This window comes from Nostocoides sp. (assembly GCF_037045025.1).
Classification (GTDB): Bacteria; Actinomycetota; Actinomycetes; order Actinomycetales; family Dermatophilaceae; genus Nostocoides_A.
This window is the reverse complement of sequence record NZ_JBAOHM010000015.1, coordinates 216,871-236,444: the sequence shown is the minus strand read 5'-3', so window position 1 is coordinate 236,444 and position 19,574 is coordinate 216,871. Positions and strand designations below refer to the sequence as shown.

Annotated in this window: 17 protein-coding genes and 1 pseudogene; 15 read left to right on the top strand and 3 right to left on the bottom strand. The window is 69.5% G+C overall.

What is annotated here, in order from left to right; all coding sequences use genetic code 11:
- Positions 1–4 precede the first annotated feature (4 nt).
- From V9G19_RS20260 to V9G19_RS20245, 4 genes are all read left to right on the top strand, one after another.
- Positions 5–892, top strand: a complete 888-nt coding sequence (locus V9G19_RS20260; protein ID WP_462287216.1) for an AAA family ATPase — start codon at positions 5–7, stop codon at positions 890–892.
- Positions 889–2,031, top strand: a complete 1,143-nt coding sequence (locus V9G19_RS20255) for a vWA domain-containing protein (protein ID WP_462287215.1) — start codon at positions 889–891, stop codon at positions 2,029–2,031. The genes V9G19_RS20260 and V9G19_RS20255 overlap by 4 nt, the downstream gene beginning before the upstream one ends.
- On the top strand, positions 2,024–3,139 hold the full coding sequence (locus V9G19_RS20250; RefSeq protein ID WP_462287214.1) for an XdhC family protein: 1,116 nt from the start codon (positions 2,024–2,026) through the stop codon (positions 3,137–3,139). Before V9G19_RS20255 ends, V9G19_RS20250 begins: the two co-directional genes overlap by 8 nt.
- Positions 3,140–3,231: 92 nt before the next feature.
- A complete protein-coding gene (locus tag V9G19_RS20245) occupies positions 3,232–3,792 on the top strand; it encodes a Uma2 family endonuclease (RefSeq protein ID WP_462287213.1) in 561 nt (186 codons plus the stop codon).
- Between the two features lie 49 nt (positions 3,793–3,841).
- On the opposite strand, the gene V9G19_RS20240 is transcribed toward V9G19_RS20245, so the two are convergent.
- Positions 3,842–3,976: a hypothetical protein gene (locus V9G19_RS20240; RefSeq protein ID WP_462287628.1), complete on the bottom strand. Its 135-nt coding sequence runs from the start codon at positions 3,974–3,976 to the stop codon at positions 3,842–3,844.
- An 11-nt stretch (positions 3,977–3,987) separates the two neighbouring features.
- Here V9G19_RS20240 and V9G19_RS20235 point away from each other — a divergent pair, with 11 nt between their 5' ends.
- From V9G19_RS20235 to V9G19_RS20195, 9 genes are all read left to right on the top strand, one after another.
- Positions 3,988–4,149, top strand: a complete 162-nt coding sequence (locus V9G19_RS20235; protein ID WP_462287607.1) for a hypothetical protein — start codon at positions 3,988–3,990, stop codon at positions 4,147–4,149.
- Between the two features lie 180 nt (positions 4,150–4,329).
- A complete protein-coding gene (locus V9G19_RS20230; protein WP_462287212.1) occupies positions 4,330–4,533 on the top strand; it encodes a hypothetical protein in 204 nt (67 codons plus the stop codon).
- 163 nt (positions 4,534–4,696) lie between these two features.
- The gene (locus tag V9G19_RS20225) at positions 4,697–5,167 is read left to right on the top strand and encodes a (2Fe-2S)-binding protein (RefSeq protein ID WP_462287211.1); all 471 of its coding nucleotides are present in this window, start codon (positions 4,697–4,699) and stop codon (positions 5,165–5,167) included.
- Between the two features lies 1 nt (position 5,168).
- Positions 5,169–7,700, top strand: coding sequence for a xanthine dehydrogenase family protein molybdopterin-binding subunit (locus tag V9G19_RS20220; protein ID WP_462287210.1), 2,532 nt, complete (start codon positions 5,169–5,171; stop codon positions 7,698–7,700).
- Positions 7,697–8,551, top strand: a complete 855-nt coding sequence (locus V9G19_RS20215) for an FAD binding domain-containing protein (RefSeq protein ID WP_462287209.1) — start codon at positions 7,697–7,699, stop codon at positions 8,549–8,551. Before V9G19_RS20220 ends, V9G19_RS20215 begins: the two co-directional genes overlap by 4 nt.
- Positions 8,552–8,556: 5 nt before the next feature.
- Positions 8,557–9,297 carry an SRPBCC family protein gene (locus tag V9G19_RS20210; RefSeq protein WP_462287208.1) on the top strand — a complete coding sequence of 247 codons (741 nt, stop codon included), beginning with the start codon at positions 8,557–8,559 and terminating at the stop codon, positions 9,295–9,297.
- Positions 9,298–9,839: 542 nt separating this feature from the next.
- Entirely contained in the window at positions 9,840–10,121 is a 282-nt protein-coding gene (locus V9G19_RS20205) for a helix-turn-helix domain-containing protein (protein WP_462287207.1), read from the top strand.
- A gap of 299 nt (positions 10,122–10,420) precedes the next feature.
- Positions 10,421–12,214: an IS1634 family transposase gene (locus V9G19_RS20200; RefSeq protein WP_462287206.1), complete on the top strand. Its 1,794-nt coding sequence runs from the start codon at positions 10,421–10,423 to the stop codon at positions 12,212–12,214.
- Positions 12,215–12,490: 276 nt separating this feature from the next.
- The gene (locus V9G19_RS20195; protein WP_462287205.1) at positions 12,491–13,537 is read left to right on the top strand and encodes a transposase; all 1,047 of its coding nucleotides are present in this window, start codon (positions 12,491–12,493) and stop codon (positions 13,535–13,537) included.
- Between the two features lie 64 nt (positions 13,538–13,601).
- Here the strand turns inward: V9G19_RS20195 and istB are convergent, their stop codons facing one another.
- Together istB and istA are read right to left on the bottom strand one after the other, a co-directional pair.
- The gene (gene istB, locus V9G19_RS20190; protein WP_462287204.1) at positions 13,602–14,399 is read right to left on the bottom strand and encodes an IS21-like element helper ATPase IstB; all 798 of its coding nucleotides are present in this window, start codon (positions 14,397–14,399) and stop codon (positions 13,602–13,604) included.
- Between the two features lie 19 nt (positions 14,400–14,418).
- Positions 14,419–15,994 (bottom strand): annotated as a pseudogene (gene istA, locus V9G19_RS20185) (IS21 family transposase).
- Between the two features lie 54 nt (positions 15,995–16,048).
- Between istA and V9G19_RS20180 the strand changes: the two are divergent.
- Both V9G19_RS20180 and V9G19_RS20175 read left to right on the top strand, forming a co-directional pair.
- Positions 16,049–16,621, top strand: coding sequence for a transposase (locus V9G19_RS20180; RefSeq protein ID WP_462287203.1), 573 nt, complete (start codon positions 16,049–16,051; stop codon positions 16,619–16,621).
- 313 nt (positions 16,622–16,934) lie between these two features.
- Positions 16,935–19,475: an HNH endonuclease gene (locus V9G19_RS20175; protein WP_462287202.1), complete on the top strand. Its 2,541-nt coding sequence runs from the start codon at positions 16,935–16,937 to the stop codon at positions 19,473–19,475.
- Positions 19,476–19,574 lie beyond the last annotated feature (99 nt).

The window sequence follows — 19,574 nt, the reverse complement described above, 5'->3', positions numbered from 1 at the left end:
GGGCATGGACCTGCGCACCGCCTATCCAACTCCGGGAGACCTCGCTGGCGCCGTGGGTGCCACCGGCTACCTGGCCGACGACGCCCTGGCGACGGTCGGGTGGCTGGCGCTGCGCCTGTCCCGGCCGTTACTGCTGGAGGGTGAGCCGGGGACGGGCAAGACCGCGCTGGCCGAGGCGTTGGCGATGGCCAGCGGGCTGCCCCTGGTGCGGCTGCAGTGCTACGAGGGGATCGATGCGACCCAAGCGCTGTATGACTGGGACTTTCCCCGCCAGATCTTGCACGTGCGGGCGCTCGAGGCGGTCGCCGGCGCGGCCCGGGATGTCGCGAGCGTCGAGGAATCACTGTTCGACGAGCGCTTCCTGCTCGCCCGGCCGCTGCTGAGCGCGCTCCGGGCGCCGAGCGTCCTGCTCGTCGATGAGGTCGACCGGGCCGACGATGAGTTCGAGGCCTTCCTCCTGGAGGTCCTCTCGACCTGGCAGGTGACGATTCCCGAGATCGGGACGATCACCGCCGCCACACCCCCGGCCGTCGTGCTCACCTCCAACCGGACCCGCGACCTGCACGACGCGCTCAAACGACGCTGTCTCTATCACTGGATCGACCACCCCGGAATCGAGCGTGAGCTGGCCATCCTGCGCGTGCGCGTCCCGCAGATCGAGCCGGCCCTCGCCGACCAGGTCGTCCGTGCCGTGCACCGGATCCGCGCCGACAGGGAGTTGTTCAAGCCTCCAGGGGTCGCCGAGACGTTGGACTGGGCGCGGGCCCTGCACGAGTTGGGCACCCGGACGCTCGACACCGAGACGGCAGCGGCCACGCTCGGGGTGGCGGTGAAGTACCGCGAGGATGCGCAGCGGGTGCGCGACGCGCTGGATAAGGTGCTGACCCCGTGACCGGTCCGGTTGGTGACCAGGCACGGCTGGGCGGACGTGACCTCCCGCTGCGTGGCGGCGCCGAAATCCTTCTCGGCTTTGCCCGGGCGTTGCGGGCAGCCGGGGTCGCGGTGAGCGCCGACCGGGAGCGCGCCTACCTGGAAGCCGTCGCCGCTGTTGGCCTGGAGCACCCGGCGCACGTCTATCGCGCCGGCCGGGCGACGCTGTGCGGCTCACCAGCCGATCTGGAGCGGCACGACGTGGTCTTTGCCTCCTGGTTCGCCGGCGAGCAGGGCGGCACCAAACGCAACCCGGCGCTGTCCCGGCCGACCTCGACCACTGATCTGAGCGGGGATGCCGGAGAGGGTGCCGGCGACGATCCCGATGTGGTGCGCGCCGCCGCCAGCACCACCGACGTGCTGCGCCACCGGGACGTCTCGGGGCTGTCGGCTGACGAGAAGCGCCAGCTGGCGGCACTTTTTGGGCAGTTGCGCCCGCGGCCCCCGCTACGGCGGGATCACCGCCACCACCCCGCCTCGCGTGGACCGGTGGACGCGCCGCGCACATTGCGGGACTCGTTGCGTCGCATGGGCGAGCCCGGGCGGATTCACCGGCGTCGGCGCGGACAGCGTTCGCGCCGTGTCGTTTTGCTTGTCGACATCTCCGGATCGATGGGTCCGTATGCCGATTCCCTCCTTCGCCTGTCACATGCCTTCTGCCGCAGCCGGATGCCCGTCGAGGTCTTCACGCTCGGCACGCGGCTGACCCACGTGACCCGCGCGCTGGCCCATCGGGACGCCGATCGGGCGTTGGTCGCGGTGGGCGATGCCGTGCCCGACTGGTCGGGCGGCACGCGCCTGGCCGAGGGGATCAAGGCCTTCTTGGACCGCTGGGGCCGGCGCGGCATGGCGCGCGGCGCCGTCGTCGTCATCTTCAGCGACGGGTGGGAGCGCGGCGACCCGGCCGCCTTGGGGGAGCAACTGCGCCGGCTGCGGGCGGTGAGTCACGCGGTGGTGTGGGCCAACCCGCACCGGGGGCGAGCGGCATACGAGCCCGTCCAAGGGGGCATCGTTGCGGCGTTGCCGCACCTCGATCACTTCGTCGCCGGGCATTCGCTGGCGGCGTTCGAGGAGCTGATCGAGGTGGTGGCCGATGCGTGAGGGCCTGGCGGAGCTGCTCGCCTGGTGGTCGGCTGATGCGGCCGTTGGCATGGCAACTGTCGTCGCGACCTGGCAGTCCGCGCCCCGCCCGCCCGGTGCCGCGATGCTCGTCGGACCCGGCGGTGAGGCCGTCGGATCGGTGTCGGGCGGCTGTGTCGAGGGAGCTGTCTATGAACTCGCGCAGCAGGTGCTCAAGTCGGATCACCCTGTGCTGCAACGGTATGGCGTCTCGGACGAAACCGCGGAGTCGGTCGGGCTGACCTGCGGCGGCATACTCGACGTCTTTGTCGAGAGGGTCGATCGCGCGAGCTTCCCGGAGTTGGGCGAGGTCGCCGCCGATATCGCCGAGGGGCGCCCGGTTGCCGTGGCCACGGTTGTCGAGCACGTTGATCCCACCCGCGTCGGGCGGCGAATCGTCGTGCGCCCCATGGCGTTTGCCGGGACCTTGGGCAGCGAGCGCGCCGATGCCGCGATCGTCGACGACGCCCGTGGTCAACTGGCGCACGGGCATTCGGACACGCTGACCTATGGGCCGGACGGCGAGCGCCGCGGTGAGGGGATGCGGGTCTTCGTCGCGGCATACGCCCCGCGCCCGCGGATGATCGTCTTTGGGGCCATCGACTTCGCCGCCGCCGTCGCGGAGGTCGGCACCTTCTTGGGGTATGCCGTGACCGTCTGCGACGCCCGGCCGGTCTTTGCCACCGCCAGCCGGTTCCCGGCGGCCGAGGAGGTCGTCGTGATGTGGCCGCACCGTTATCTGGCCCAGGAGGCGGATGCCGGGCGGATCGATCGGCGGACGGTGATCTGCGTGCTCACCCACGACCCGAAGTTCGATGTGCCAGTGCTGGAGATTGCCCTGCGGCTGCCCGAGGTCGGCTATGTCGGGGCCATGGGGTCGCGGCGGACCCACCACGACCGGTTGGCCCGGCTGCGCGAGGTGGGGCTCACCGAGCGCGAGCTGGCGCGGCTGTCCTCGCCGGTCGGCCTCGACCTGGGCGCCCGCACACCGCAGGAGACCGCGGTGAGCATCGCCGCCGAGATCATTGCGCTGCAGTGGGGCGGGGGCGGGGAGCGCCTGGCCGGGTTGGACGGCCCGATTCACCACTGAGTTATCCACAGGCTGTCCTCGTGCGGTAGCCGCCTGGGATGATCGGCCTGCCAAGCTGGCACACATGACAAGAAGGGGGGATCATGGACGGCATGACGGTGACCCGAAGCGATGCGGTGGTGATCCGCGACGATCACATCTGGACCCGGGCCGAGTTGGATGCGTTGCCCGATGACGGCTACCGCCACGAGATCATCGACGGTGTCCTCATCATGACGCCGTCACCCAGCTTCGGCCATCAGGGGATGGTCGGTGAGTTGCATCTCGCGCTCCGCGCTGCGTGCCCCCCTGGACTCGTAGTCCTCATGGCGCCGTTCGATGTCGCGCTCGACGACATCAGCGTCCTCGAACCCGATCTGCTCGTGGCGCCGCGGGCCGAGTTCACCGACAAGGACCTTCCCGGCCCGCCGCTGCTCGCGATCGAGGTGCTCTCCCCGAGCACCCAGCGGGTCGACCGCACGCGCAAACTGCCCCGGTTTGCCCGGGCGGGGTGCCCGTCCTTCTGGCTGGCCGATCCCCGCGAGCCGAGCCTGACGGCATACGAACTCGTGGGTGGGGACTATGAGCAGGTGGCGCACGTTGTCGGCGACCAGGCGTGGACGGCGCGACAACCGTTCGAGGTGACGCTCTCGCCGGCGCGGTTGATTTTGTGACGCGCTCGGCCGGTCGGCGGCGGCTGCGGGGCGCGCTCCACCGGCCCCCTCAGCAGCTCGTCACGTGCACGAGCTGCCAGCCGCGGTGGTCCTCGCCGTAATACTGGAGCGCGGCCCGGCGGACCCCATCGCGGTCGATGAACTCGATGATCACGGTCGTTGCGCTGGACCCGGGGACGCACACCCGTCCCGGTTGTGGGGATAACCTCCGGGTCGGCCGCCCTCGCGTCGGCCGGAGCCTCGCACGTCTGCCTGCTCATGACCAGCGGGCGCATCATGTGCTGGGGCGGAAACAATTACGGACAGCTCGGAGACGGAAGCAAGGGCGACCGGCACACCCCCGTCGACGTTGGGTGAGTGCCATGACAAGACATGGGGCGGGAAGGACAATCATGGGAACGCAATCGATCCGCGTGGCCTCGTCGCTTCTCGCGGCCCTCGGGCTCGCTTTAACCGGTGTGTCTGCGGGCGTGGGCGCCATGCCCGCTGCTGCCGGTGCGCCCAGCGCGACCACCGTGGTCAACGGGGAACGAATACGTGCTGAGCGCCGCCAGTGACTCTGTAGATGACTTCGCCACGAACTATGCGTGGTCCCCGGACGGGAAGCTGATCGCCGCGCGCTACCAGCCGGACTCCGACGTGCCCTACCAGCTGTATGTCATGCGGTCGCTCGACGGTTCCGGCAAACGCGTTCTGGTCCCCGGCGACGTGACACCGGTGTCCTGGCGGGCCGCTCGCTGACGCAGCTCCTGCCGGGCGCGACCGCATACCCGGCGACAGCCGAGCAGAGTGGAACCGCAGATGCGGCATACGACTGAGTGACCCTTGTCACCTCCCCGGCGGTTAGGCAGGATCGGGCGCAACCGAAACCTGCGGAGAATCAAGGGCACGAAGGAGTGACCGCATGACGCGCATCACCGTCACGGTGGACGGGGACACCTACACCGACGACATCGAGCCCAGAACCCTGCTCGTGCACTACCTTCGCGAGGACCTCGGCAAGGTCGGCACCGTCGTCGGTTGCGACACCAGCAACTGCGGTGCCTGCACCGTTCACCTCGATGGCCGCAGCGTCAAGTCGTGCAATGTCCTGGCCGTCCAGGCCGACGGGCACGAGGTGACCACCATCGAGGGGATCGCCAGCAACGGGCAACTGCACCCGATGCAGCAAGCTTTCCACGAGTGCCACGCCCTGCAATGCGGCTACTGCACGCCCGGCATGATCATGCAGGCGATCGATCTGCTGAACGAGAATCCGAACCCCTCTGAGGAGGAGATCCGCGCCGGCTTGGAGGGAAACCTGTGCCGCTGCACCGGCTATCACAACATCGTCAAGGCCGTCGCCCAGTGCGCCGGCTCCCAAGGTGGTGAGTGAGATGACCGTCAGTCCCGACGCCCTCGTCGAGATCGCCGAAGAAAGCCCGGAGATCGACCGGCCCGACGAGCGGCCCACCGGCGGCGAGATCGGCAACCGCCGCCTCCGCAAGGAGGACCAACGGCTGATCACCGGCCGGACGAAGTGGACCGACAACATCGTGCTGCCGGGCATGCTGCACCTGGCCATGGTCCGCAGCCCGCACGCCCACGCGAGGATCGTCTCGATCGACACCAGCGCCGCGGCAGCGGCGGACAATGTGGTCGCGGTGGTCACGGCCGCCGACTTCCCCGACGGGATGGGCGCGTGCGCCAACGCCTGGCCGATCACTCCGGAGCAGGTCACCCCCGATCACCTGCCGATGCCCGGTGAGCGGGTGGCGTGTGCCGGTGAGATCGTCGCCGCCGTCGTCGCCCGCTCGGCGGCCGAGGCGCGCGATGCCGCGGAGCTGGTCGACGTCGAATACGAGGAACTGCCAGCGGTTTTCGATGCCCAGGAGGCGATGAAGGACGAGATCCTCGCCCATCCGGACAAGGGGACGAACAAGTCGGCGTTCTGGAAGCTCGACTCGGCCGAGGCCGGCACGGGCGGCAATGTCGACGAGGCGATTGCCGCGGCCCGCGAGGACGGGATCGTCATCGAGCGCGAATACCGCCAACAGCGACTCGTGCCGGCGTTCATGGAGCCGCGCTCGACCGTTGTCGACCCGACCGGCGAGCAGATCACCGTCTATTCCGCGACCCAGATCCCGCACATCCTGCGCTTCCTCATCGCCGCGACGACCGGCATACCGGAGTCCAAGGTGCGGGTCATCGCCCCCGACGTCGGCGGCGGGTTCGGCGGCAAGTTGCAGACGACGCCGGAGGAGTTCATCACGCTCGCCGTGGCCCGCAAGCTCGGCAAGCCGGTCAAATACACCGAGACGCGCAGCGAGTCGCTCGTCTCCGGTCATCACGGCCGCGACCAATACCAGAAGCTGACGCTGTCGGCGACCAAGGACGGCACGGTCACCGGCCTCAAGGTCGAGTTGCTCGCCAACCTCGGCGCGTATGTTGCCATCGTCGGTGGTGGTGTGCCCGTGCTCGGGGCGTGGATGTTCAACGCGATCTACAAGTTCCCGGCCTACCAGTTCAATTGCCAGACGGTGCTGACCAACACCACCTGGGTGGACGCCTACCGTGGAGCCGGCCGTCCGGAGGCGACCTTTGCCATCGAGCGGTTGATGGACGAGCTGGCGGCTGAGGTCGGGGTCGACCCGCTGGAGATCCGGGAGCGGAACTGGATCACGCACGAGGAGTTCCCGTTCACCTCGGTGGCCGGAATGACTTACGACAGCGGCAATTACGAGGCAGCGACGGCCCGGGCCAAGGAGCTTTTCGGGTATGACGAGTTGCGTGCCGAGCAGGCCCGTCGCCGGGAGTCGGGCGACCCGGTGCAACTCGGCATCGGGGTCTCGACGTTCACAGAGATGTGCGGGCTGGCGCCGTCGCGCGTCCTCGGCTCGCTGTCGTATGGCGCGGGCGGCTGGGAGAGCGCCTCGATCCGGATGCTGCCGACCGGCAAGGTCGAGGTGATCACCGGGACCTCGCCGCACGGGCAGGGCCATGAGACCGCCTGGAGTCAGATCGTCGCCGACCGGCTGGGTGTGCCCTTCGAGGACGTCGAGGTGCTGCATGGCGACACCCAGGTGGCCTACAAGGGGCTGGACACCTATGGCTCCCGCTCGCTCGTCGTCGGCGGTGAGGCGGTCGTGCGGGCCGCCGACAAGGTCATCGAGAAGGCCAAGGGGTTCGCGGCCCACTTGCTCGAGGCCAGTGTCGACGACCTGGAATTCTCCGGGGGCCGGTATGGCGTCAAGGGCACCGACCAGGGCATCGGCATCACCGAGGTGGCGCTGGCGACCTTCGCCTCGCACAACTACCCCGAGGGAATCGAGCCCGGTATCGACGCCGACGCGACCTTCGACCCCGACAACTTCTCCTTCCCGCACGGCACTCACCTATGCGCGATGGAGGTCGACACCGAGACCGGCGCGAGCACCATGCGCAAGTACGTTTGCGTCGACGACGTCGGGCACATCATCAACCCGCTGATCGTCGAAGGCCAGGTGCACGGCGGCCTTGTGCAGGGAATCGCCCAAGCCCTCTGGGAGGAAGCGGTTTTCGACGAGAACGGGACGCTGGTGACCGGCTCGTTTGTCGATTACACGCTGCCGACCGCGGCAGACACGATCTCCTTCGTGACCGAGAACACGACGTCACCGTCCACGACAAACACCTTGGGCACCAAGGGAGTCGGGGAGGCAGGAACGATCGCGTCAACACCGGCTGTGGTTAATGCCATTGTCGATGCATTGCGGCCCATGGGCATTCACGACGTTGTCATGCCCTGCACCCCCGAGCGCGTCTGGAAGGCGATCCAGTCGGCCGGCACGCACGACGGCTCGGTGAGCGCTGAAGCTCAAGCGCACTTCGACCAGGCCGCCTCGACGAATGCCGATCCCGGCACCACGGGAGAAGGGAACGCGCAGTGATCCCCACCGCCTTCGACTATGTCGCACCGCCCACCGTCGCCGAGGCGCTGAGCGCACTCGCCGAGCATGGTGACGAGGCCAAGGTCCTCGCCGGCGGCCAGTCGCTCCTCCCGATCCTGCGGATGCGCCTTAACGCACCCGAGGTGGTCGTCGACCTCGGCAAGATCGAGGAACTTCGCGGGGTCCGGGAGGACGGGGACGCGATCGTCATCGGAGCCACGACGACGTATGCCGAGATCCTCGCCGCCGATCTCGTCCGCAAGCACGCCGCTGTGCTAGCCGCCGCCGTCGAGACGGTGGCCGATCCCCAGATCCGGCACCGCGGAACGATCGGCGGCGCGCTGGTTCACGCGGACCCCGCGGGGGATGTCGGCGCACCGGTCCTGGCGTTGGACGCCGAGTTGGTCATCACTGGGGCGGGCGGGGAGCGGACGGTGGCCGCCGCCGACTTCTTCGAGGACCTGTTCACCACCGCCGTTGGCGACGACGAACTGCTCACCGCCATCCGGATCCCGAAGCACACCGGGTGGGGAGCGGCATACGAGAAATTTGTGCGCGTAGCGCACCAGTGGTCGATCGTCGCGGTCGGCGCGACTGTCCGGGTCGAGGGTGGCACGATCGCCGAAGTCAAGATCGGCCTGACCAACATGGGCTCGACTCCGTTGCGTGCCAGCGCAGTTGAATCGGCTCTCGTCGGGACGCCGGCGACGGACGAGGCGGTCCGGGCGGTGGCCGCATCGGCGGCAGAGGGAACCAACCCGCCCAGCGATCTCAACGGCGGTGCCGACTATCGGCGGCATCTGGCCACCGTCTTGACCCGGCGTGCGGTGCTCGCGGCGGCGGGAGGCTGAGGCCGATGGAGCTGACCCACGACTTCACCGTTGCGGCGCCGGTCGACCACGTCTGGGCGACCTTCATGGACCTCGAACGCGTCGGGGGGTGCTTCCCGGGGGCGACGGTTGACTCGGTGACCGAGGACGGCTTCTCGGGGACGGTCAAGGTCAAGCTCGGCCCGATCGCGCTCGTCTATCTCGGGTCCGGGTCCTTCCTCGCCCGCGACGACGCCGACCATCACGCGATCATCGAGGCCAAGGGCAAGGACAAGCGCGGCAACGGGACCGCGGGGGCGACGGTGACGATCCACCTGACGCCCTCGGGCGGCGGCACGCGCGTCGATGTCACGACCGACCTGGCGATCACCGGCAAGCCGGCGCAGTTCGGCCGCGGGGTCATGCAGGACGTCTCGGACAAGCTGCTGCAGCAGTTCGTGGCCTGCATCGCGGGCCAGTTGGCGGCCGAGCCGTCGGCTGAGGCGGCGAGCGAGTCCCTAGCCACGACGCAGACGTCCGGTTCCGAAGCATCGGATGACGGCCGCGCGGCGCCCGATGGCGACGGGACGCGGCCGGCTTCCGACGCGGGAGTGGCTGCGGCCAACGCGCCGTCGTCCCCCCGGCCCGCGGCGACGACCCAGGACGACTCGATTGACCTGGGCGCGACCGTCTTGCCCGTGGTGCTGCGCGCCTATGCGCCGCATCTCGCCGTCGGGCTGCTCGGCGTCCTGATCGGCTGGGCCCTCGGGCGGCGCCAGGGAGCCTGAGCAAGGCTCTGACCTCGTGGGTGGACCGGGGATCTGCTCTCCCCGAATGGGCAACCTGACCTGTCCGGGGGCGAACTCGAAAGTGCTGAAGCGCGCCGCCGACATCCGGCGCTGTGGAGTGCATCGGCGGAGGTGATCGGCACGCCCGACGATATCGAGAGGACCCAATCGGTACGCCTACGGGCGAAAGCGTGTCGATCGGCTCCTCTCGACGGCGGGCGTAGTCCCCGGTTGCGCGGATGTGTGCGGACCGCTGGACGGTCGCCGACCGTGAGGCCATTTTTCGCGGACTGACCGGTATGACGTGTGGCTAGTCCGAGCTTCGACCCAGACCTTCGATCTTCGCGGACCTGACACGTCGACGTTCAGCCGCGATCTCATCGACCTGGCCATGCTGAAGCCCGACACGGTCGCCCTGAAGGCCGGCGCGCGCAAGGCGGTCGCGGCATACGGCAGGACGGTCGGCGAGAGCCTGAGGAAGGCGATCGCCCACGTCCAAGATCGCCCGCAACGTCTCGACGAATCCATCCAAGCACTCAAGATTGACGCGCCCCGAGCAGTTGTCTGGCAGAGCATCCGCGACTTGTCCGCAACTAGGCGCCCGGCTGCGCGACCGCCGGACGGCCCTCGGTGTCACGGCAGTCGTCTGTGCCGAAGCTGCTGGCGTTTCGCGTGTCACCCTGCACAGGATCGAGGCAGGCAACCCCTCGGTCACGATCGGCGCCTACATCAACGTTGCAGCCGCACTCGGACTTCACCTCGTCGTGCCGATCCTCGACGCTCCGGCAGCAGTGCCGGCAACGATCACGGTCGGCGACTACTAGAGGCGCACGAATGGAGCTGGCGATCTACTCGGCCATCCGCGAGGCGCCGGTCGAGTTCGCAATCTGCTCTCGGAACTTCCTGGTGGGGTCTCCCACCTGAACCGAAGGGCGAAAAGCGTGTCGATGGGCTCCTCTCGACGCGGGCGTGGTCTCCGATCGCTGAGCTTCCCTAAACCGAAGTTGCGAGTGGTTTGAGGGCTGATCCCCGTTTTGACCTGCAGTGATGCGGCTTCTAACCCCTCGGTGTGTCGTCACTAAAGTGGATCGATCGATCCGGCATGGTGTGATATTTTGGCGGTATGGCGAAACGTGGTGGAGCGGTTCATGTGACCACGTACCGTCGTCACTATGTTGGTAAGGACGGGGTGGCCCGGGACTACGAGACCCACCTGTTGCGGCGTTCCTGGCGGGAGAACGGCAAGGTGCGCAACGAGACGGTCGCGAACCTCTCCCACCTGCCGGCCGAGCTGATCGAGGTGATCCGGGCCTGCCTGGCCGGGCAGGCGTTCATCCCGGCCGACCAGGCCGCCACCATCACCCGCTCCCTGCCGCACGGGCATGTGGCCGCGGTGTGGGCCCAAGCCCGGGCCCTGGGCCTACCCGGGCTACTCGGGCCGCCCGGGCGGGCCCGGGACCTGGCGATGGGGCTGATCATCGCCCGAGTGCTGGCACCCGGCTCGAAGCTGGCGACCATCTCCTGGTGGGCCGACACCACCCTGGGCGTCGACCTCGACCTGGCCGGTGCCTCCACCGACGAGGTCTACGCGGCGATGGACTGGCTACTCGGGCGCCAGGACGCGATCGAGAAGCAGCTGGCCCGGCGCCACCTGGCCGCCGACGCCAACCCCGCCCGGATGGCGCTGTTCGACCTATCGTCCTCGTGGATGGAAGGCAGCCACTGCCCACTGGCCCGGCGCGGCTACTCCCGCGACGGGAAGAAGAACCGCACCCAGATCGAGTACGGGCTGCTGACCGACCCGGCCGGTCGCCCGGTCGCGATCCGGGTCTTCCCCGGCAACACCGCCGACCCCACCGCGTTCATCGAGGCCGTCACCCTGGTGCGGGACACCTTCAAACTCACCGAGATGGTCATGGTCGGCGACCGCGGCATGATCACCACCGCCCGGATCACCGCGATCCGCCACACCAACACCGACCCGGCCACCCGAGCCGACCTCGGCTGGATCACCGCGCTGCGCGCCCCCGCGATCAAAACCCTTGCCGCCGAGGGCGGCCCGCTTCAACCAACCCTGTTCGATGAACACAACCTGGCCGAAATCAGCCACCCCGACTACCCCGGGGAACGGCTGATCGCCTGCCGCAACCCGTTCCTGGCCACCGAACGCGCCCGCAAACGCGAGGACCTGCTCACCGCCACCGAAACCGCCCTGGCCCCCACCCAGCGAGCAGTGGCCGAGGGCCGGCTAGCCGGCGCCGACACGATCGGCCTGCGGGTCGGCAAACTCCTCAACAAATACCGGATGGCCAAACACTTCGACCTGACCATCACCGACACCACCGTGGTGATCACCCGCAAAACCAGCCAGATCGCCGCCGAAGCCGCCCTCGACGGCATCTACGTGCTACGCACCCCAACGCCCGCCGAGACCCTCACCCCCGCCAGCATCGTCCAGGCCTACAAAAACCTCGCCCACGTCGAACGCGACTTCCGCAGCATCAAAGCCACCGACCTCGACCTGCGCCCGATCTACCACCGCCTCGAAGACCGCGTCCGCGCCCACGTCCTGATTGTGATGCTCGCCGCCTACCTGACCTGGCACCTACGCGCCACCCTAGCCCCCCTGACCTTCACCGACGAACACCCGCCAACACCCGCCGACCCGGTCGCCCCCGCCCACCGCTCCCCGGCCGCGGACCGCAAAGCCTCCCGACACACCGACGACCACGACCAGCCCGTGCGGTCCTTCCCGGCCCTGCTCAAACACCTCGCCACCCTGACCCGCAACGACCTGCGCTACGGCACCGACCACACCACACCCCTCGTGCCCACCCTGGCCGAACCCACCCCCACCCAACGCCACACCTTCGCCCTCCTAAACGCCCCCATCCCCCTAACCATCAACGGCAAGTAGACAGAACCACCAACACCCAAACCAGCGAACCCCCTGCCCAGCAGGGGGTTCGCCACGTCAACCAGCCGTAACTTCGGCCTAAAGGCGCCGCTGGGTGTCGTTCTCCACTTCCCGCACCTGACGGCTCATGCGCCTATTCGAAATAGGTGGACTCAGACCCGGATCCGCGAGTAGTGGTGGGGTGATCGGCGTGTGATGTGACGAAGGTGCTTGTCCTACTGGGAGAATCGGGGTTACGAAGCCTTCGATTGGCCAGCGAGGAGAAGCACCTTGTCGATGAAGAGAGTACGTGGTCGTGGCCGGGTGCGGAAGCGGGTGCGGATCGGCGCGCCGGATCCGTCGTTGACCGGGACCTCGGGGGTGGCAGCGCTCGCGGAGTTCATCGAGAAACTGGACCTGGTCGGGCGCCTTGACCGGGGGATCGGTGCGATCAAGGAGCGGGAGCGGGGCGCGACGGGCGGGCAGGTGCTGGTGTCGCTGGCGCAGTGCCAGTTGCTCGGCGGGGATGTGCTGGCCGCGTTGGACCGGCAGCGCCAGGATGTGGCCGGGTCCGCGTTGTCGGCGGTGCCGGTGTTGGCCTCGACCACGGCGGCGGGGTTGGCCCGCCGGTTCGGGCCGGCGCAGCTGGCCGGCCTGGAGAGTGAGGGTGCGGTCGCGGACCTGACCGGTCATGCGGTCGGGTTGTTGCCGGCGTCCCGCCGGGCGGTGCTGGCCGCGGCGGTGACGGTGGACTTGGATTCCACCGATGTGGAGGTGTACGGGCCGACGAAGCAGGGCGTGGCCTACAACTATCACGGTCAGCGCGCGGGCCGTCCGCATCTGGGGACCTGGGCCGAGGCCGGGCTGACCCTGGCCGCGGAGTTGCTCGCGGGGAATGAGGATGTGAGGCCCCGGGCCGCTGACCTGCTGCGCCGGGTCCTGGCCGGGATCCCCGAGGACATCCGCTCGGCCGCGGCCGACTGGGATCGGTTGCGGGTGCGCGCGGATGCCGGCTACTTCACCGCCGACCTGGCCCACGCCGCGGTGGCGGCCGGGTGTGACTTCGCCATCGCCGCGAAACGGAACACCGCGATGTGGCGCGCCTACGCCGCCATCCCCGAGGACGCCTGGGGTGCGGCGGAGGGGATGCCCGGCGCGCAGGTCGCCGCGGTCGACTACGCCCCGCAGGGGTGGCCGCCGCACACGTACACCATCGTGCGCCGGGTCCGCATCGAGGCCGAGGACATCTCCGACGACCCCCGCTCACGGCGTCGACGCACCATCGAGAAGAACCAACTCACCCTCGCCTTGGAGGGCGCGGCCACCCACGCCCACGCGGTCTGAGTATGTCAACCTGATTTGGCCCCACTGTGGCGGCTTGAACTGGCCCCAGGCTGGTGGTTCTGTCTTAGTTCTTGCGGGTGTGGGCGAGTCGGTAGCTGGTGGTGCCGGTTTGGATGATGTGGCCGTTGAAGGTGAGGCGATCGACGATCGCGGCACAGAGGCGCGGGTCGGTGAATGTTGTTGTCCAGGAGGAGAATGGCTCGTTCGCGGCGATGGCGATGGAGGCCTTTTCCTCGCGTTCGGTGAGTAGTTGGAAGAGGAGTTCGGCGCCGTGGCGGTCGAGGCTGAGGTAGCCGAGTTCGTCAATACAGAGCAGGTCGAGCCGGCCGTAGCGGGCGATGGTTTTCGCGAGTTGGTGCTCGCTGGCGGCTTCGGCGAGTTCGTTGACCAGTTTCGAGGCCAGCACGTAGCGGACCCGGTGGCCTTGTTCGGCGGCGGCGGTGCCGAGCCCGATGAGCAGGTGGGTTTTCCCGGTGCCGGAGTCCCCGATCAGGCATAGCGGGGATCCGGTGGTGATCCATTCGCCGGCGGCGAGGGTGTTGATGGTCGCGGGGTTGATCGCGGGGTTGGCGTCGAAGTTGAACTGTTCCAACCGTTTCGGTCTCGGGAACCCGGCTTCGCGGACGCGGCGGGCTTGCCGTCGGGTGGCGCGGTCGTCGCATTCGGCGCTGAGGAGGTCGGCGAGGAATCCGGCGTAGGAGAGGTGTTCCCGTTCGGCGGTGGCGAGGTGTTCGTCGAGGTCGTCGCGCACGGTGGGCAGGCCCAGGGTGCGGGCGGCGATGGCGACGGGGGCGATCGCGGCGGCGTCGCCGCCGCCGATGCTGCTGGTGCCGCGGGCGTGGGTGGCAGTTCGTGCTGGCATGAGGATTCTTCTTTCTGTCTCAGTGTGTTTCGGTGGTGGTGGCGGGGTTGAGCAGGGTGTCGTAGGCGGTCAGGTCGGGTACCGGGCGCGGGTCGGTCTCGATCCGGGCGGGGAGGGGGATGACGATCCCGCTGTCCGGGGCGGTGGCGGCGTGGCGGGCTTGGACGGCCACGACATCGGGATTGGTGGCCCCGATGGCCAGGGCGGCCTGGATCCCGGCCAGCACGGCCGCAGCCGGGAGGTTCCGGTGCAGCAGGAGCACCTCGATCATGGAGCGGGTCGCGGCCGCGTCGTCGTCGGGGTGGGCGCGGCGGGCCGCGTCCCACCAGGCGTCATGGGTGGAAGTGAACACCCCGGAGGTGCGGGCCTGGGCCAGCGCCAACGCGCCGGGCAGCGCCCCGGGTTTACGGGCCAGCACATCGAGGTAGTGATCGAGCACCAGCACCTGGGAGCCGCGATTGGTGGAGCGGGCATGGACCGCGACCAGGGCTTGCCCGTCATAGACACTGCACGTGCTCGTCGTCGAGGACCACCCGCACGCGCCGCCCGACCAGCCGGGCCGGGACGGAGTAGGAGACCTGCCGCACGCTGACCCGGGCGTGTCGATCAACCCGCGGGGTCAACGTGGTCGCGACCTCATACGGTTCAGCCGGCAGCGGCCGCAGCAGCGGCTTCTCGTGGGCGAAGTCGAACCCCACTGTGCTGGTGCGCGATCCGACCCGCCGGGCATCGTCGGCGGTGTCGTACCCGGCCAACAACGCGTTCAGCTCCCCGACACTGGTCACCGCCGGGACCGGGACCAGATGGGTACGGCGGAACCGGCCGCCCTCACCCTCGACACCGCCCTTCTCGTGGGCGCCGTCGCGGCCAGGACGGCAGTAGAAGGCGTCGAAGCCGTAGTAGGAGCGGAAGATCGTCCACCGGTCGGTTTCGACCCTCGAGCGGCCCTGGCAGATCTTCTTCACCGCGGCCGAGAGATTGTCATACCGGATCGCGCCCACCGGGACCCCACCGAGCTCGGTGAACGCGGCAACATGCCCAGCCAGGAAAGACTCCTGCGACGCGGACTGGTACACCCGGTGAACCGCTTTGCCCGAGTACGACATCCGGAACGTGAACAAATACCACTTGACCCGCTGCCCCTGGCAGTCAACCCACAAATCAGCGAAGTCGACCTCGGCCTCCGCGCCCGGTTCGTGCCACTGCGGCACGAACACCTCATCCAGACTGCGGCCGGCCTCCGCGGCGATCCGCGGCCGCGCCACGCGGACATAATCACGGACCGTGGAATACGAGATCACCAGCCCGTGCTCGGTCACCAGCCGGTCCCGGACCCGGACCGCGGTGTGCCGCTGCTTCCGCGGCGCGGTCAGGTCCGCGGTCAACATCGCGTCGATCAACTCCCGCGCCCCATCCAGCACCGGAGCCCGACGCTCCGCCAATTTCCGTTGCGGCGGAACAGGATCCGCCAACGCCGCCCGGACCGTACGGCGATGGACCCCATACCGATCCGCGAGCCCCCGGATCGAGATCGACTCATCCAGCCGCCTATCCCGGCGGATCTGCTCGAACAACTCCACCCTCGACCTCCACACGACCCCGCGCCCCGCTTTCGACTCGACGACACCTGTCACATCGAGCCAACCCGGGTGGGGCCAAATCAGACCGTCACGACACCCCCACACAGACACACAGGTGGGGCCAGTTCAAGCCGTCACAGTGGGGCCAAATCAGGCTGCCAAACTCACGCGGTCTCCTTCATCGTCACCAATATCCCCGCCAACGACCACCCGGCCAACCCCACCGAGCCGGCCGAGCCGGCCGAGCCGGCGGAGCCGGCGGAGCCGGGTGAGGCGGCCGCACCGGTTGCCTCGATCACGCAGGTCGAGTCCTGGTTCCGCCGCCGCACCGACATTGAGGACCGGATCCGGGAAGCCAAACTCGGGGCCGCGCTGCGGCATCTGCCGTCGGGCGACCACGCCATCAACACGGTGTGGATGTGGGCTGCCCTGCTCGCCGGGAACATCTCCGTTCTGCTGCAAGCCCTGACCGGGATCGACCAGCGTCACCGCGCCCACGGCGCCCGCCTACGCCACGAACTGCTCTGCGTCCCAGCCCGCCTGGTCCACCACGGCCGCCAGCTGATCCTGCGGCTGCCGCCCGACCGCCAGCTCCTGCCCACCGTCCTGGCCCGGATCCGGGCCTTACCCACCGCGGCCTAACCCGCGAATCCCCCGTCCCGACGACCCAGGACCCCGAAGACCCGCCCACCCGAGCGCCACCGGGCCATCCACCCTGCCCGCACCCAAAAACACACTGCCACAACACAAAATCTATCCGCCGTTCACTGGCCGCCCAACCCACACGCAAGCTACTCGCGGATCCGGGTCAGATCAGATCCCGACCTCACCCTCGATGAGATGCACCGCATCCGTCCGCTTAGGACGTCCACGCGCCCAATCACACGAATCGGATTAGGCGAATATTCAGGAATTTGTGCTTACCTACTGGCAGGTAATATAGTACAATTGTGGCATGACGGCGATCCTACCCACCACCCCCGGAACCCCCGGGGACGATGGCGGCTGGGACCACACCGTGAATGACTTCTTTGATGACTGTGACGGGCTGGCCGGTCAGCTGACCCCGGAGGAAGAGCTGGCGCTGCTGCAACGCGGGGATGAGGAGCCGATGTTCGCCGACGCGGCCGAGGAGGCCGCGTTCTTCGCCCAGATCCGCGCGGACATGGAGGACTACGAGGCCGCCCAGTTCCCCCGCCGCGGCCGCGGCGGCTACCCCGGCGGCGGCGAGGGTGGGGATGAGTGCGGGTCGCGGTTCGCGGAGCTGGTGGGGGCACCACAGCGGGCGAGCGATCAGGTGGCCTGGCTGACCGCGATCACCGACGCGTTGGCCGAGGTCGACGGCCTGGCCCAGGACGCGGGGCAGGGGGAGCGGATCGAGGTGTTGAGCGTGTGTGAACGCCTCAAAGCGGCCCTGGCGGCGGCCCAGGCGCGAGTGAGCGTCGCGTTCGCCGACACCCATACCGCCGACGCGCACGCCCGCGGGCTCTCGCCGCGGGCGGCGGGGCGGGGAATCACCCCGCAACTCGCGCTGGCCCGCGGGTGTAGCCCGTCGGCGGCGCAGGCGCAGCTGTCCCAGTCGCGGGCGTTGACTAGCGTGTTACCGCACACCCTGGCCGCCCTGACCGCGGGCCTGATCTCCCCGGCGGTCGCGGGCGCGGTCTGCGCCGAAGCCGCCGGGTTGTCCGAGGACGACCAGCGCCTCCTGGACGCCGAGCTCGGGGAGCGGTTGCCGGTGTTGACCCTGGCGCAGGCGCGGGCCGCCGCCGCCCAGGTCGCCGCCCGGCTCGACCCGGACGCCGTCCTGGCCAGGCACGCCAAAGCGGTCTCCTCCCGGGGAGCGTGGACCCGGCCGGCGCCGGACGGGATGGCCTACCTGACCCTCTTGGACACGTTGCCGCGGATCGTGTCCGCGTACGCGTGTTTGCACCGGCACGCCACCGGCGTGCTCGCCGGCGCCGACCCGGATGACCCGGCGGGGGAGCGGACCTATTCGCAGGTGCTGGCCGACACCGCCATCGCGCGGCTGTCTGGGCTGGCGTCCGGGCAGTTCCCCCCGGCCGCGGTCACCCTGGTGATGACCCCCGACAACCTGTACGGCAAGAACCTCAACGACCTGGGCGACCTATTCACCCCCACCGCCCCCAGTGACACCACCGACAACACCGACACCGACACCACCGGCGCTCCCGACACCACCGGCGCTTCCGACACCGGCAGCGACAGCACCGCCGACAGCCGTGCCACCGAAACCACCGGCAGCGACAGCACCGCCGACAGCCGTGCCACCGAAACCACCGGCAGCGACAGCGGCGCGACCGAGACTGCCGACACCCACACTGGCGACGACGCCGGCGCTGGCGAACCCGAACCTTGGCCCGCCGAAGCCGACGCTGCCGAGCCCGAGTCCGAGCCTGCTGCCGGCTCGCCGGCCGAGACGGTTCCCGGCGATGCCACCGCCGACGCTGACCCCACCGACGACGGCGAGCCCACCGACCAGCCTGGGCCCGGAGACCCTGACACCCACGGCGAGCCGGACGATGACGGCGCCGAGCCCGCCGACACCCGTGCGGGCAGCAGGAGCCAGCCGGCCGGCCCCAGCGGCCCCGCCGCGGAACTCGCCGCATCTCCCGGACCTGCTGAACCGGCCGCACCTGCTGATCCCGGTGACGATCGCGGCAACCGCGAGAAGGCCGCCGATCCCGATGACACCGACCCCGCTGGCGTCCTCGCCGACCAGCGGCCCCCTGACCCCGCCGACACGCATCCCGACAGCCACCCCGCCACCGAGTCCGACCCCATCACCGAAGCCCCGGCGGGCGAGCCGCCAACCCCGACGGACCAGCACCCACCCACCGAGCCTGCCTGGCACCGCCCCGGCGAGGGCAGCCGCTGCGCCGGCGCCGCCGACCCGGTCCGCATCCTCGGCCACGGCACCATCCCCGCCGCCCTCGCCCGCGAATGGCTCCTGTACGGCTGCGACACCCCCGACACCGACACCGACACCCCCGACAACCACTGCGGTCCGCCGGGCCCCGGCGAGCACCCCGCCGCGGTGTCCCTGCGGCGGGCGTTCACCAGCCCCGACCGGCGCGACCTGATCGCCCTCGAATCCGCCGCCCGCCTCTTCCCACCCCTGCTGCGCTCCCTGCTCATCCTGCGCGACGATCGCTGCCGCATGCCCCACTGCGATGCCCCCATCCGCCACGCTGACCACGCCGTCCCCGCCGCGAAGGGCGGGCCCACCAGCTACCAGAACGGGCAAGGCCTGTCCGCCGGCTGCAACTACACCAAAGACCTGCCCGGGTTCACCACCCGCGTCCTGACCCGCGCCGAGATCGCCGCCTACGCCGCCGGACCCGAGACCGACCGCAACACCCACATCGCCCGCAACGCCAGGCCCCGCACCCACATCACCGCGATCACCACCCCCACCGGCCACACCTACCTCTCCATCCCACCGCCGGCCCTCGGCTGGGGCCACCGCCCCACCTGACCGGCGTGAGGCGCCGCCCCGACAACGACCTGACCTCGCCCGGCGCGCCCCGCAACCGATCCCGACGCCATCACCCACGGCGGCTTGCCGAACGCTTCT